Here is a 14,676-nt window from a genome sequence, read left to right on the forward strand (position 1 = left end):
TCAACGCCTGTCGATCACGACGCGGAAGAGGTGGAGCCGGCATTCGAACCGGAGCTGCGCCTCCTCTTGCCACCTCCATGCGATGGGCTGGACGAAGACGGTGAAGCCGGCTCGCCGGTGCTGCTCGATCCGGCGGGGCCAGGCTTCGCGATGCGGATTTTTGCGCCATCGCTCAAGCGGTCCGTGCCGTCGGTCACCACCGTCTGGCCGGCGGCAAGACCGGCGAGGATCGCGGTGAACTTGCCGTCGCTGGGGCCGAGCGTCACCTTGTGCACCGACACCGTGTCATCGCCATTGACCAGGAACACGTAATCGCCGGGTGCGCCGGTCTGGACCGCGGGAGTCGGCACCAGCACAGCGTTATGCAGGGTATTGACCAGCAATTGCGCGTTGACGAATTCGTTCGGATACAGCTGTTCGTCGTCGTTGGGGAAGGTCGCGCGCAGCGTGACCGTACCCGTGCTGGTCGCCATCTGATTGCTGATGGCATACAGCGAGCCGATGGCGAGCTGTTTGGTGTTGTCGCTGTTCAATACCGTCACCGACAGCTTCGCGCCGGCGTTGAAACGCTCCAGCACCTTGCCGAGCGAATTCTGTGGAATGGTGAACTGCACCGTGGTGGGTTTCATCGTGGTGATCACCACGATCCCGGTCGAGCTCGATGGCGTGACGTAGTTGCCCGGATCGACCAGGCGCAGGCCCACCTTGCCATCGACCGGCGCGGTGATATGGCAGTAAGCGAGGTCCAGATCGAATTGCGCGATGCTCGCCTGGTCCGACTTCACCGCCGCCGCGGATTGCTGGACCAGGAACTTCTGGTCCATGTACGTCTGCTCGGCAATCGATTTCTTCTGGTAGAGCTGCGTATAGCGGCCCAGATCGGTGCGGGCCTGATCCAGCGTAGCCTGGTCCTTGGCCAATTGGGCCTCGGCCTGCTGCTTGCTGATCTGGTATTGGCGCGGATCGATCTGCGCCAGGAACTGCCCCTTCTTCACGTCCTGGCCTTCCTGGTAGGCGACTTCGGTGAGGTAGCCGCTCAATTGCGGCAGGACGGTGACCGTGGCCAGCGGCGTAACCGTACCAAGCGAATTGATGATCTGGGGCATGTCGCCCGGCGTGGCGGTGGCAACGCTCACCACTTGCGATGGCACGCCGGTTCGCGCCTTCGGGCGGTTGAACAGGTGGAACAGCACCAGGGCGATGACTGCTGCAACGACCACCACGGTGATCCACAAGCCGCGCGTGCTGCGCGAGTGCCCGGCTGTTCGCGGAGTATCCGCACTCATAACCATCTCCAGATGCCGGCTCTTGACCCAAGCAAGAGCACTTTCAGTATTGATATGCAGGCCAACAGCGGTTTGGGCTGCAGGTGTCCGTCAACGCGACGGTCGGATTGTTCCTTAACGGCCCGTCGCTTTCATGGTTGACACTGTCTGGTGTCGTCAGGTTTTCAGCTTGCGGATCACTAATGGGCAAAAACGTGTCATTCGGGGGTTTTTACGCGCTCCATACTGTGCTAGCGGGCGTCGCAAGTGCGTGCTGCACCAAAATAGCTACCATGCCTTAGGCAGGACTTAGATGGCACTGTCCGCAGGGATGGCCATCCCGGTTCCAAGCTCTTCATTATTCGCCGAGCACGATCTTCTGCCGCCGCCACCAGGGCGTGACTTTCTCTTCGCGTACCAGCGTGAACAGGCCGGCCCCGAGGATCATCACGATGCCGATCAGCATCGGCCAGTCGAGCTTGTCGCCGAACAACCAGTAGCCGAGCCCGATGGCCCACAGCATCTGGCTATATTGCGTGGGCGCCACGCGGTTGGCGGGCGCGATCAAGGTTGCGTACATCAGCAGCACGCCGGCCAATGCGGCTAGCAGGCCGTAGCCCGCGAGCAGGCTCCATTCATGCAGATGCGGCCAGCGGAAATGCGGCAGCATCAGCAGGCCGCCGATGATCAGTGGCCCGATCACGCCGGCGCCATAAAGACTGATGCGCTTCTCGTGCGGGCCGGCCATGCGCAGCGCCACCACCGAGGCCGCGGCGAACAAACCGCATACCAGGGCGGCGATGTCACCCAGGCCCAGTGCGCGAAAGCCCGGACGCAAGACCACCAGTACGCCGGCAAACCCGACCGTCACCGCCGACCAGCGGCGCCAGCCGACGTGCTCTTTCAGAAAAATCACCGACAGGATGGTCACGAAGATCGGCATCAGGAAGATCATCGTGAACACTTCGGCCATTGGCAGCAGCGTGAAGGCCATGACCGAGGTGATGTTGCCGATAGCGCCTGCCGCCGCGCGTACCCACCACAGGGAAGGGCGCTGCGCTATCACCACATCGCGCCAGCGGTCCCCGTTTTTCATGATGAAAGGCAGCGCCGCGAGGCCGAATACGGCGCCGAAGAACACCGATTCGTAGGGCGGGATCGAGCCATGCAACGATTTGACGAATGCATCGCTGATCGCATAGGCCGCAAAGCTGGCGAAGCCGAGAAGGATGCCTTTGATCATGCGGATTCCGAAGAGTGACAGCGGCTTTCAACCTGTGTAATGAGGCCGTTTTTGATGATTCGGACGGGGGTGGGGGGAATCGATGCAAACCCGGGGCAGGATACCGTGCAGTCTGGGAATGACAATGCTCAGGGGGAGGGGGTTCCCTTAAGGCCGCCGAGCCCCTGGATCGCCGTTTGCGCCAGGCTGACGGCCGCTGCTGCACCCCGGCGTGACCACCGTCAAGGCCCCCCGCTACACTATAGGGCTTCCCCGACCGTTTCCCGGAATCCCTATGGCCGCTCGCTTGAACCCGCTCGACCTGTATGACGTCCGTTCCCTGCTCAGCGACGAAGAGCGCATGGTGCAGGACACCGTGGGGCGCTTCGTTGACGAACGGGTGCTGCCCATCATCGGCGACTGCTTCGACCAGGGGCGTTTTCCCGGCGAGCTGATTCCGGAAATCGCCAGCCTCGGCCTGCTCGGCGCCACCATCCCGGAAAAATACGGCTGCGCCGGCATGAACGGCGTCAGCTACGGCTTGATCTGCCAGGAGCTTGAGCGCGGCGATTCGGGCCTGCGCAGCTTCGCCTCGGTGCAAAGCTCGCTGTGCATGTATCCCATCTACGCCTACGGCAACGAAGAGCAGAAGATGCAGTACCTGCCGAAAATGGCGGCGGGCGAGATCATCGGCTGCTTCGGCCTGACCGAGCCGCACGGCGGCTCCGATCCGGCCAACATGAAGACCAACGCCAAGAAGGACGGCGGCGATTGGATCATCAACGGCGCCAAGATGTGGATCACCAACGGCAATCTGGCGCACATCGCGATCGTGTGGGCGCAAACCGACGACGGCATCCAGGGCTTCATCGTGCCCACCGACAGCAAGGGTTTCACCGCGCAGGAAGTGCACAAGAAGATGAGCCTGCGTGCCTCCGTCACTTCGGCGCTGTTCCTCGACAACGTGCGCGTCCCCGACGCGCAGCGCTTGCCGAACGTGAAAGGCCTTAAAGGCCCGCTTGGCTGCCTCACGCAAGCCCGCTACGGCATCACCTGGGGTCCGATCGGCGCCGCGCAGGCATGCTTGAAGGAAGTGATCGATTACACGCAGGAGCGCGTGCTGTTCGGCCGTCCGCTGGCGGCCAACCAGGCGATCCAGCTGAAGCTGGCCGATATGGCCCGCCGCATCACCACCGCGCAGTTGCTGTCGCTGCAGTTGGGGCGCCTCAAAGACGCCGGCAAGATGGAGCCTACCCAGGTTTCGCTGGCGAAATGGAACAACGTGCGCATGGCGCTCGACATCGCGCGCGATTGCCGCGACATGCTCGGTGGCGCCGGCATCACAGTGGAGCATTCGGCGATCCGCCACGCGCTGAACCTGGAATCGGTGATCACCTATGAAGGTACCGAGACGGTGCATCAGCTGGTGGTGGGGCGCGAGCTGACCGGCATCAACGCGTTCTGATGTATTTCTCCGCCGTCATTTCCGCTTGGGCGGGAATGACGGCCGGTGAAGCACAACGCAGCCGGGGAGCCCACCGTGTCGATCCACGATCATCGCATCATCGAAACCGAGCGCCTGCTCCTGCGCCCGCCCATCCAGGCGGACTTCGAAGCGTACGCCGCCAACATGGCCGACCCCGAAGCGGCTCACTTTATCGGCGGCGTGCAGCCACGTGCCGTGGCGTGGCGCGGTTTTCTCTCGTTGGCGGGCGCCTGGATGGTGCAAGGTTTCTCGATGTTCTCGGTGGTGGAAAAATCCACCGGCCGCTGGATCGGCCGCCTCGGCCCCTGGCATCCGGAGGGCTGGCCGGGCACCGAGGTGGGCTGGGGCCTGGCGCGCGAGGCCTGGGGTAAGGGCTATGCCTATGAAGGGGCGGCAGCCACCATCGATTGGGCCTTTGCGCATCTGGGCTGGACGGAAGTGATCCACTCGATCAATTCGGACAACTACCCGTCGATTGCCTTGGCGCAGCGCCTGGGCTCCCGCTTTCTGCGCCATTCGAACCTGCCCGAACCCTATCAGGACGTCGTCGCCGAAATCTGGGGACAGACGCGGGAAGACTGGTTGAGCCGCCGATGATGCAGCTAGGTCCGGCATTGCGCGAAGTGATTGCAGCGAGCGTGCCGCTGTTGCACGCGCATTGCCTTGATCCTTGGGTAGTGATCGGCAGCGCGGCCTGCGCATTAGCCGGCGCCCCGGCGGAGGTGGCTGACCTCGATTTGCTGACCAGCGCTGCGGATGCGCAGCGGCTGACAGCTTTGTGGCCGTCGCGGTTGGATAGCTCGTATACGCCTGCCGGTGCCGATCGCTTCCGCTCCCATTTTGCGCGCTTCCGCTTTCCCGGCATGCCGCTCGAAGTGATGGGCGGCCTTGAATTGAACCAGGCTGGCGGCTGGCGGCCGGTCCGCGTAAACGAGATCGTGCACGTGCAGGTAGCCGATATCGCCGTGCCGATCCCGTCACGTGCAGAACAGATTCGAATACTGGAAAGTTTCGACCGTCCCAAAGACCGGGCGCGCGCGGAACTACTGCGCGCCTTATAAGCAACGGCGCGCCAACCGATCAAAAGCAGAGAACTTAAGCCCTATGTCCTCAACGCCCATCGCCGCCCGTCACAAGGGCTTTAACCGCGCCGAGATCGTCGACCAGAACTTCACCGAGTTCGTGCAGCTCTGGCAAGGCGAAGTCCGTGCTTGCCCACGCGATAACGAACCTGTTTTGCCGGGCAGCGCGCTCGATGCCCATGGTTTTCGCCAATTGCTGGAATCGCAGCTCATCTCGCGTCATCTGGACCTGATGGCGCGCGTGCTGCGCGTGCAGAACAAAGTGTTCTATACCATCGGCAGTTCCGGCCATGAAGGCAATGCGATGGTGGCGCGGCTTACGCGGCATACTGATCCGGCTTTCCTACATTACCGTTCGGGCGGCTTCATGGCGGAGCGCTTCCGCAAGCTGCCGGGCATGGATCCGGTGATGGACTCGGCGCTGTCGTTCGCCGCCAGTCAGGAAGATCCTGCTTCCGGCGGCCGCCACAAGGTATGGGGCAGCAAACCGCTGTGGGTACTGCCGCAAACCTCCACCATCGCTTCGCATCTGCCCAAGGCGCTGGGCACGGCGGTCGCAATCGAGCAGGCGCGACGCATCGGCCATGCGCTGCCGATTCCGGCCGATTCGATCGCCATCTGCTCGTTCGGCGATGCGTCCAGCAATCACGCTACTGCGCAAACGGCTTTCAATGCGGCGGCATGGACGGCTTATCAGAAGCTGCCCGCGCCGGTGCTGTTCGTCTGCGAAGACAACGGCATCGGCATCTCAGTGAAGACGCCCAGCGGCTGGGTGGCGAACAACTTCCAGCATCGCCGCGATCTGGACTATTTCTTTGCCGACGGCCTGGATCTGGCGAGCGGTTACGAGCAAGTGCAGCGCGCGGTGGATCATTGCCGCGGCACACGCCGCCCCACGTTCCTGCATCTGAAGACCACGCGCATCATGGGCCATGCCGGCACCGATTTCGAAATCGAGTGGCGCAGCATCGAAGAGCTGGTGGCGGTGGAGGCTTCCGATCCCTTGCTGCGTTCCGCCGCCATTGCGCTGGAGTCGGGCCTGTACAGCAAGGACGAATTGCTGGCCTTGAACGATGCCACCCGCAAGCGTTGCTTTGCCGCGGCTGAAGACGCCGATCGGCGTCCACGGCTGCAAACCCTGGACGAGGTCATGGCGCCCCTGGCGCCCTACACGCCGGACAAAGTGCAAGCCGAAGCCGAACGTGCCGACTACCAGGACAAGCGCGTGGCCGTGTTCGGCGGCGAAGACAAGCTGCCGGAAAAACAGCCTCCGCGGCACCTGGCGATCCAGATCAACCAGGCCTTGCACGAGCTGATGGCGAAGTACCCCGAATCGCTGCTGTTCGGCGAGGACGTCGCGCAGAAGGGCGGCGTATATACCGTCACCAAGGGCTTGCAAAAAACGTTCAAGGGCAACCGCGTGTTCAACACGCTGCTGGATGAAACGGTCATCCTAGGCCTGGCCCAGGGCTACGCCAATATGGGCATGCTGCCGATTCCGGAAATCCAGTACCTGGCGTACTTCCACAACGCCTGCGATCAGATCCGCGGCGAAGCGGCGTCGCTGCAGTTCTTCTCCAATAACCAGTACCGCAACCCGCTGCTGATGCGCGTCGCGTCGCTGGGTTATCAGCGCGGCTTTGGCGGTCATTTCCACAACGACAATTCGATCGCGGCACTGCGCGATATTCCGGGCCTGGTCGTCGGTTGTCCCAGCCGCGGCGATGACGCAGCCACCATGCTGCGCACGATGATGGCGCTGGCGAAGGTGGACGGACGCGTCTGTGCCTGCCTGGAGCCGATCGCGTTGTACATGACCAAGGACCTCTACGCGGCTGGCGATGGCCAGTGGCAGTTCGCCTATCCCGCACCGGGCGAGGCGATGCCGCTGGGCGAAGGCCGCATTTACGACGCGGATGCCGACGACCTGGTGATCTTCACCTTCGGCAACGGCGTGCCGATGGCTTTGCGTTCGGCGCGCAGCATCGAGCAGGAACTCGGCTGGAAAGTACGCGTGGTCGACCTGCGCTGGCTGGCGCCGCTCAACGATGCCTTCATTGCCGCGCAGGCGAAAAGCGCCAAGCGCATCCTGGTGCTGGATGAGGGCCGCAAGAGCGCGGGCGTGGGCGAAGGCATCATCACCGCGGTGGTAGAGGCCGGTTTTGGCAGCACGCCACTGGAGCGCGTTGTGGGGGCGGATACCTATACGCCATTGGCTGGCGCGGCGTTCCTGGTATTGCCAGGGGATGCGGAAGTAGTGGCGGCGGCGAAGAAGCTGGGGGCCCGGGAATAAGCAGTACGCTTGGCCCTCACTCCTCTCCCCGGGGCCCCTGATTCGCGCTATGTCTCAGCTGCGCGAATACTCTCCCTCCCCTACGTGTAGTAGGTGTATGGACCGGAGTGGGGTGAAGCAACCTCGCGGTAGACTCAAACATGGCGGCAAGCTCATGCAACCCCACCCCAACCCTCCCCTGCCAAGCAGGGGAGGGAGTTGTTTATGGGGAATCTTGCGTAAAATTCGTCTTCGGCCGCTGCGCGCCGTACATCTCCGTTCGCCGCTCATACGCATGCACCTGGTTGCGTCCGTGCAGCTTCACGTAATACATCGCCTGGTCCGCGCGCTCGACCATCGTGTCGAGGGTGTCGCCGAGGCTGCGCATCGCCAGGCCGATGCTCACGCTCAAGCGCAGGTCATCGCGGACAATCGGGATTTCCAGCCGATGCACGCGCCGGCATAGCCGGGTCGCTACCTGCAGGGCCTGCTCCTGGTTGACATCGTGCAGCATGGCGACGAACTCCTCGCCGCCATAGCGGCCAAGCACATCGGTGGGGCGCAGTTCATCGCTCATCATCTGGGCCACGGCGACCAGGGCGCGATCGCCGGCCGCGTGGCCTTGCAGGTCGTTGAGCATCTTGAAGTGGTCCAGGTCCAGAAACAGCAGGGCGACCGGACGCTCCGTGTTGGCCGTTTCCGCCAGCATGCGGTTGGCCGCTTCGGTCCAGGCGCGGCGATTGAGGATATTGGTGAGGGCGTCGCGATCGGCCAGCACTTGCACGCTGGCGCGATCGCGCCGCATGGTGAGCGCGCGATCGGCCAGGCCCAGCGACAGCACGATGGCTTCGAACGCACCCATGCCGATGCTCGCGTCATTGAGCCAGTCCAGGCTCGGCAGGGCACCGGTGGCCTGGGCGCTGGTCATGGCCGTAAGCACCAGCAAGGGCGTCCAGCCGGCGAGGAAGAACCAGGCCGGGCGTGAGCCACGCACACCCGTCAGCAACGCGGTGACGAGCAGCAGCAAGGCGCCGAGTATCAGCACCGGGTTCACCAAGGTCTGCGCCATCATCACCAGCGCATCGATACCAGTACAGCGCAGCACCACGATCAGCGGCATGGCAAAACCCAGCGCTATCACCGGTACCTGCAAAGCCGGCGCGTAACGCTGGACGTCGCAGAAGCGGCTGATGAACAGCGACGCGAACGATACCGACAGCGCTACTGCCGAGGCACCCACCAGCACTTCGGATCCGACCAGCCAATCCAACCCCAGCGGATGGAACAGAAAGCCAGTCTGTACGCCTTGCACCACCACGTAGCAAAGCATGTAGCCGGTATACCAGGCGAAGGTCACGTCACGCAGCATGATGGCGAAGCACAAGGCCATCAGCGCCATGGTCACCATGACGGCGAAGCAGGCCGTGGCAAAACTGAGCCAGGTGGAATCGGCGAGCAGGAATTCATCCATGCTTTGCACGGCGAAGCGTTCGGGAGCAGCCACGCCGTTGTCGGGCTCCAGTTTCAGCAGGATGGGCGCCAAGGGCGCCTGGCCGGGGGCGAGGCGAAAAGCGAGCCGGCCGTGCCCGTGGAACGCATCGTTGAAGTCGGCTATGGCGTAGGTATGGACGAAACCTTGCTCGCCGTACAGGGTGACGGAGCCCAGCGGCGCAGGGTAGATCGACAGCACGCGCTCCTCGTCCGAGCCGGCTGCCTCAGGTTGCAACACCACCCAGCTGCCCATGGCATTGCGGGGAAAGCGTTGCAGCAGCGAGGGATTGAAAGTCTTCAGTGCCCCTTGCCGGAACGCGGCCATGATGGACGCGGGAGTGTCCCCTCGCGCCGCTTCGCGCCAAGCGCCACTTAAGGGCACGTTGGCGCCGGCCGCCGCCAGCGTAGACCACAGCAGCCAAATCAGGGGCAGGGCGGCCCACAGCCACCCGCGCCTACGGCTCAGTTTGTGCCCTAGCAGCCCCAACGCTTCAACCCCCGCTCCTTGAAGTGAATCTGCGCTTCCGATTCTTTTTTTATGCCAGCTGCCGCGGCGGCCAAGGCAGGTTCAATCACCTGTCGCTTCCTTTGGACCAGGGCGGAATAAAAGCCGGCTCTCCCCAAATCGAACGGTACCGCCTTTGGGCGGCGTAACAAAGACTCTCATGCATGACCCATGCCATAAGCCATGACCACGCACGTGGCGGCTAACTCACGCCAAGTTACGCGCTGCCGGGGTAGGGTCCTGGCGATCTGGCGGCGGTACGTGGAATAGATCAGAGCATCCCTAAGAGGAGAAAGGCATGTCTGCAATCAAGGTGGCAGTGCTGGTGGGCAGCCTGCGCAAGGATTCCTTCAACCGCAAACTGGCCAAGGCGGTAGAGCGGCTGGCGTCGCCGGAGTGGTTGTTCGAGCACGTGCGCATCGACAACTTGCCGTTGTACAACCAGGATTTCGACAGTGAGTATCCGCCGGTCTGCCAGCAGCTGAAGACGCAGATCAAGGCAGCCGACGCGCTGTTGTTCGTCACTCCCGAATACAACCGCTCGATCCCCGGCGTACTGAAGAACGCCATTGATATCGCTTCGCGCCCGTACGGCACCAACGCCTTTGCCAACAAGCCGGGTGCGGTGATCGGTATTTCGGTGGGCGCCACGGGTACGGCGCTCGCACAGCAGCATTTGCGCAACGTGCTGGCCTATCTGGACGTGCCACTGATGGGGCAGCCGGAAGTGTTCCTGAAGTTCAGTGACGGCCTGATCGACGACGAGGGGAATATCGGCGTGGAAAGCACGAAGAAGTTTCTACAGGGTTTTGTCGACCGTTACGGGGAGTGGGTGAGGCGGCACGTGCACGCATGAGCCCCACCGTCATTCTGCCTCGGCCTTCGCCGGTACAAGACGATGGGCACCATCAGGGTGCCGCAGGTGCCCCCACGCCACAATGCTTCTCCAGCAACTGTTGCTGCACATCGTGCGCCGCCTGCCCATCGAGTGGGTGCAGTCGTGCATAACTGCCGTCCGTATGCAGTTCCCAGGTGGTGGTGTTGTCGAGCAGGTACAGATCGAGTTCCTTGCGGATGCGTGCGCGTAGTTTCTTGTCCTCGATCGGAAAGCCGGTTTCCACGCGGCGGTCCAGGTTGCGTTCCATCATGTCCGCGCTCGCCAGATACATGCGTTCGTCGCCGTCATTGGCGAACCAATACACGCGGCTGTGCTCAAGGAAGCGGCCGACAACGGAGCGCACGCGGATGTTCTGCGAAACGCCCGCAATGCCCGGACGCAGGCAGCACATGCCGCGCACCAGCAGGTCCACCTTTACGCCGGCCATGCTGGCCTTGTACAGCGCGCGGATCACCTTTGCGTCAGTGAGCGCATTGATCTTGATGATCATGTGCGCTGGCTTGCCGGCTTCGGCATGAGCGGTTTCGCGCGCGATCAGGTCCAGCAACGATTTCTTCAGCGTGAAAGGCGCATGCAGCAGTTTCTTCATCTTCAACAGCTTGCCCATGCCGGTGAGCTGGCTGAAAAGCTTGTGCACGTCCTCGCACAGCGCCGGATCGGAGGTAAGCAGGCTGTAGTCGGTGTAAAGGCGCGCGTTGCCGCTGTGATAGTTGCCGGTGCCCAGGTGCGCGTAGCGCTGCAGCTTCTGGCCTTCGCGGCGCTGGATCAGCATCATCTTGGCGTGCGTCTTCACGTCGACCACGCCATAAATCACCACCGCGCCGGCCTGCTGCAGGCGCTGCGCCAGGCTCAGGTTGGACTCCTCGTCGAAGCGGGCGCGCAGTTCCACCACCGTGATCACTTCCTTGCCGGCCCGCGCGGCTTCCACCAGGGCATCCACGATTTCCGAAGTGGCGCCGGTGCGATACAGCGTCTGTTCGATGGTGAGCACGTCCGGGTCCTTCGCGGCCTGGCGCACCAGATCCACCACCGGCGCAAACGATTCGTACGGGTGCAGCAGCAGGACGTCCTGCTTGTTGATCACCTGGAACAGGTCCTCGGCTTTCTTCAGCGCCTTGGGAATCGCCGGCACGAACGGCGGATACTGCAGGTGCGGGCTTTGGCTGCGGTTGATGATGCCGAACAGGCGGGTGAGGTTCACCGGGCCGTTGACTTCATACAGCTCCATCTCGGTCAGGCCGAACTGCTTGAGCAGGTAGTCGGTGAGTTTCTTCGGACAGTTGTCGGCCACTTCCAGGCGCACGGCATCGCCGAAGCGGCGCGAGAACAGCTCGCCGCGCAGGGCACGGGCGAGGTCGTCCATTTCTTCCGGATCGATCGTGAGGTCGGCGTTGCGGGTGAGGCGGAACTGATAGCAGCCGCGCACTTCCATGCCGGGGAACAGCTCTTCGGCATGAGCGTGGATGATCGAGGACAGCAGCACGTAATTTTCGCCGCCTTCGCAAACATCGTCCGGTAGGCGCATGATGCGTGGCAGTACGCGCGGCGCCGGCAGGATGGCCAGGCCCGAATCGCGCCCGAACGCGTCCACGCCTTCCAGCTCGACGATGAAGTTGAGGCTCTTGTTGACCAGCAGCGGAAACGGATGGGTGGGGTCCAGGCCGATCGGCGTCATCATCGGTGCCACTTCCTGGCGGAAGTAGCGCTGCACCCAGCGCTTCTGCGCCGGCGACCAGTTTTCGCGGCGAACGATACGTATGCCGTGCCCGTCCAGTTCCGGCAGCACGCGCTCGTTGAGGATCGCATATTGGCGCGCGATCTGGCGATGGGCGATCTCGCTGATCTCGCTCAGCGCCTGCTTGGGCGGGATGCCGTCGGGACCCACGATCTCGTGCCCGAACGCGAGCTGGCTTTTCAGGCCTGCCGCACGGATCTCGAAGAATTCATCCATGTTGCTGGAAAAAATCAGCAGGAACTTCAAGCGTTCGAGCAGCGGGGTGCGCTCGTCCAGCGCCTGCTCCAGCACGCGGTTGTTGAATTGCAGCTGCGACAGTTCGCGGTGGATGTAATGCGCTTTGTCGTTGAGGTCGACCGCCGGCGCGGCTTCTGCGGTTTCCGTGTTGGGCAGGGTGGCTGCGGACATGGCGTCCTCGATATAGGGTTTGCTGATCGGGCGATGCATGGATTTCATGGCTGGTGCGTAGCACCCAGCATGCCACGGCTTTGCCATAGTGCGGGGCCGCGTTGACATCGTTATGACATACGTCGCGCAAAAAAACGCGCTTCAGGCTTCAAACAGTCAGGAAGCGTCACCCGCGATGAGGTAATGACTAGGCGCAGCCCCCAGCGTACGCCGGAACGCCGCGGTAAAGGCGCTAGTGCTGCTATATCCAAGCTCCATCGCTACATGCGTCACCGATTGTCCCCGACCCAGGCGCACCAGGGCGGCCATCAGGCACGCCTGCTGGCGCCAGGCGCTGAAACTCATGCCGGTCTGCTCGCGGAACAGGCGGGTGAAGTTGCGGCGGCTCATGTCGGCCTTGCGGGCCATGCTGTCGATATCGGCGTCCAGCGAAGGCGACGCCAGCAGTGACCGGCACAACTGCGCCAGCCGCGAGTCCTGCGGCAAGGGTGTATTGAGGGGCAGCGCCGGCATGCGGGCGATTTCCTGCACCAGCAGGCGCATCAGGTAGTCGTCGCGACTGTCGAGCGTGTACTCGGCGGGCAGGTCCACCGCTTCGGACAGTAGCGCGTGCAACAACGGCGATACGCTGATCACCGTGCAGCGTGTGGGCAGGCCAGCCTGGGTGGCAACTTCAGGGAGCACGTAGGCGCTACGCGTACTGGTCAGGCCGCCCATATGCACAGCATGGGAGACCCCGCCCGGAATCCACAGCGCACGGTAAGGCGGCACCACCCAGCTTCCCTCGCTGGTCATTACGGTGAGCACACCGGTGACTGCGTACAGGCATTGCGCGCGTTTGTGGTGATGACTGGGCAGGACCAGGCCGCCTGGATAGTCGTTGCCGGTGGCGACGACGTCGCGAGGTGTGTCCTCGTAGCTGACAACCCGTGTATTTCTCACATTTGGCCCAATTTCGACAAAAGTTGACCCAATGATGCATGCAGGCCGTTCGTCGCTACTTTAAGGTGGCAACTACAGTCTGGCAATTTTTCCGCTTCCCCATCCCCGAGGGACTATGCAGAACTCCGCCGTAACGGCTTCGCTGCCGTCGACCGCCTCGCGCACGGACTACCCCATCCTGGGCGCGATCAGCTTTTCGCATCTGCTCAACGACATGATCCAGTCGTTGATTCTTGCCATCTATCCGCTGCTGAAAAGCGGCTTCCAGCTCAGCTTTGCCCAGGTGGGCCTGATCACGCTCACGTATCAGGTGACCGCTTCGCTGCTGCAGCCCCTGGTCGGCTTCGTGACGGATCGCAAGCCGATGCCTTACTCCCTGACGGTGGGCATGGGCTCCAGCCTGTGCGGCCTGCTGTTGCTGGCCACTGCGCCGAATTTCCAAGTGCTGCTGGTGGCGGCCGCGCTGGTGGGAACAGGGTCCTCGGTGTTCCACCCGGAATCCTCGCGCGTGGCGCGCCTAGCTTCAGGCGGGCAGCATGGGCTGGCGCAATCGCTGTTCCAGGTCGGCGGCAATACCGGCTCGTCGCTGGGGCCGTTGCTGGCAGCGTGGATCATCGTGCCGCATGGGCGGGGCAGTATCGCCTGGTTTTCGCTGGCCGCGCTGTTGGCGATGGTGGTGCTGTTGCAGGTGGGGCGCTGGTACCGGCTGCATCACGTCAGCCGCAGCCAGGCGATTCGCCACGTCCCCGGTGAAGCGTTGAGCCGCGGCAAGGTGGTCGTGTGCCTGGCTGTCCTGGGCTTGCTGATCTTCTCCAAGTATTTTTATCTCGCCAGCATCAGCAGCTACTTCACCTTCTACCTGATGCACACCTTCGGCCTGTCGGTACAGGCCGCGCAGCTGCACCTGTTCGTGTTTCTGTTCGCCGTCGCGGTCGGTTCCCTGATCGGCGGCCCGGTGGGCGATCGGATCGGGCGCAAGTGGGTGATCTGGGTGTCGATCCTCGGCGTGGCGCCGTTCACCCTGGCCTTGCCGCATGCCAACCTGTTCTGGACCGGCGTGCTGTCGGTGCTGATCGGCCTGATTCTGTCGTCCGCGTTTTCGGCGATTCTGGTTTATGCGCAGGAACTCATCCCGGGACGGGTAGGCATGGTCTCCGGCTTGTTCTTCGGCCTTGCCTTCGGCATGGCGGGCATCGGCGCCGCGGTGCTTGGGCGCGTGGCAGATGCCCATGGCATCGGCTACGTGTATTCGCTATGCGCGTATTTGCCGTTGATAGGTGTGCTGGCGGTGTTTTTGCCGGATTTGGAACATCGTAGGCTGGGATGACAATCCCAGCTTTCCACACGGCATCCCGATGCTGGGATTGTCA

11 protein-coding genes are annotated in these 14,676 nt (G+C 62.9%); 6 read left to right on the forward strand and 5 right to left on the reverse strand.

Going from position 1 to position 14,676, the window contains the following annotated elements; genetic code table 11:
- Window positions 1-14: 14 nt before the first annotated feature.
- Window positions 15-1,286 carry an efflux RND transporter periplasmic adaptor subunit gene (locus QQJ96_RS14825; RefSeq protein ID WP_284332793.1) on the reverse strand — a complete coding sequence of 424 codons (1,272 nt, stop codon included), beginning with the start codon at window positions 1,284-1,286 and terminating at the stop codon, window positions 15-17.
- A gap of 337 nt (window positions 1,287-1,623) precedes the next feature.
- On the reverse strand, window positions 1,624-2,508 hold the full coding sequence (locus tag QQJ96_RS14830) for a DMT family transporter (RefSeq protein WP_284332794.1): 885 nt from the start codon (window positions 2,506-2,508) through the stop codon (window positions 1,624-1,626).
- Window positions 2,509-2,782: 274 nt separating this feature from the next.
- Here QQJ96_RS14830 and QQJ96_RS14835 point away from each other — a divergent pair, with 274 nt between their 5' ends.
- The 4 genes from QQJ96_RS14835 to QQJ96_RS14850 are packed head-to-tail and all read left to right on the forward strand — an operon-like array spanning window position 2,783 to window position 7,348.
- Entirely contained in the window at window positions 2,783-3,952 is a 1,170-nt protein-coding gene (locus QQJ96_RS14835; protein ID WP_284332795.1) for an acyl-CoA dehydrogenase family protein, read from the forward strand.
- A 45-nt stretch (window positions 3,953-3,997) separates the two neighbouring features.
- Window positions 3,998-4,570, forward strand: coding sequence for a GNAT family N-acetyltransferase (locus QQJ96_RS14840; RefSeq protein ID WP_404649130.1), 573 nt, complete (start codon window positions 3,998-4,000; stop codon window positions 4,568-4,570).
- Window positions 4,567-5,034, forward strand: a complete 468-nt coding sequence (locus QQJ96_RS14845; RefSeq protein WP_284332796.1) for a nucleotidyltransferase family protein — start codon at window positions 4,567-4,569, stop codon at window positions 5,032-5,034. Before QQJ96_RS14840 ends, QQJ96_RS14845 begins: the two co-directional genes overlap by 4 nt.
- Before the next feature lie 43 nt (window positions 5,035-5,077).
- On the forward strand, window positions 5,078-7,348 hold the full coding sequence (locus QQJ96_RS14850) for a thiamine pyrophosphate-dependent enzyme (protein WP_284332797.1): 2,271 nt from the start codon (window positions 5,078-5,080) through the stop codon (window positions 7,346-7,348).
- 202 nt (window positions 7,349-7,550) lie between these two features.
- Here QQJ96_RS14850 and QQJ96_RS14855 read toward each other — a convergent pair whose 3' ends face one another.
- A complete protein-coding gene (locus tag QQJ96_RS14855; protein ID WP_284332798.1) occupies window positions 7,551-9,143 on the reverse strand; it encodes a sensor domain-containing diguanylate cyclase in 1,593 nt (530 codons plus the stop codon).
- Window positions 9,144-9,621: 478 nt separating this feature from the next.
- On the opposite strand from QQJ96_RS14855, the gene QQJ96_RS14860 reads away from it, so the two are divergent.
- Window positions 9,622-10,179 (forward strand): NADPH-dependent FMN reductase, encoded by a 558-nt coding sequence (locus QQJ96_RS14860; protein ID WP_284332799.1) that lies wholly within the window; start codon window positions 9,622-9,624, stop codon window positions 10,177-10,179.
- 52 nt (window positions 10,180-10,231) lie between these two features.
- On the opposite strand, the gene ppk1 is transcribed toward QQJ96_RS14860, so the two are convergent.
- Both ppk1 and QQJ96_RS14870 read right to left on the reverse strand, forming a co-directional pair.
- A complete protein-coding gene (gene ppk1, locus QQJ96_RS14865; RefSeq protein ID WP_284332901.1) occupies window positions 10,232-12,364 on the reverse strand; it encodes a polyphosphate kinase 1 in 2,133 nt (710 codons plus the stop codon).
- 156 nt (window positions 12,365-12,520) lie between these two features.
- Window positions 12,521-13,306, reverse strand: coding sequence for an AraC family transcriptional regulator (locus QQJ96_RS14870; protein ID WP_284332800.1), 786 nt, complete (start codon window positions 13,304-13,306; stop codon window positions 12,521-12,523).
- Between the two features lie 115 nt (window positions 13,307-13,421).
- On the opposite strand from QQJ96_RS14870, the gene QQJ96_RS14875 reads away from it, so the two are divergent.
- Complete coding sequence (locus tag QQJ96_RS14875) at window positions 13,422-14,633, forward strand: MFS transporter (protein ID WP_284332801.1); 1,212 nt, start codon at window positions 13,422-13,424, stop codon at window positions 14,631-14,633.
- Window positions 14,634-14,676 lie beyond the last annotated feature (43 nt).

Source organism: Dyella flagellata (assembly GCF_030160275.1).
GTDB classification, from domain to species: domain Bacteria; phylum Pseudomonadota; class Gammaproteobacteria; order Xanthomonadales; family Rhodanobacteraceae; genus Dyella_B; species Dyella_B flagellata.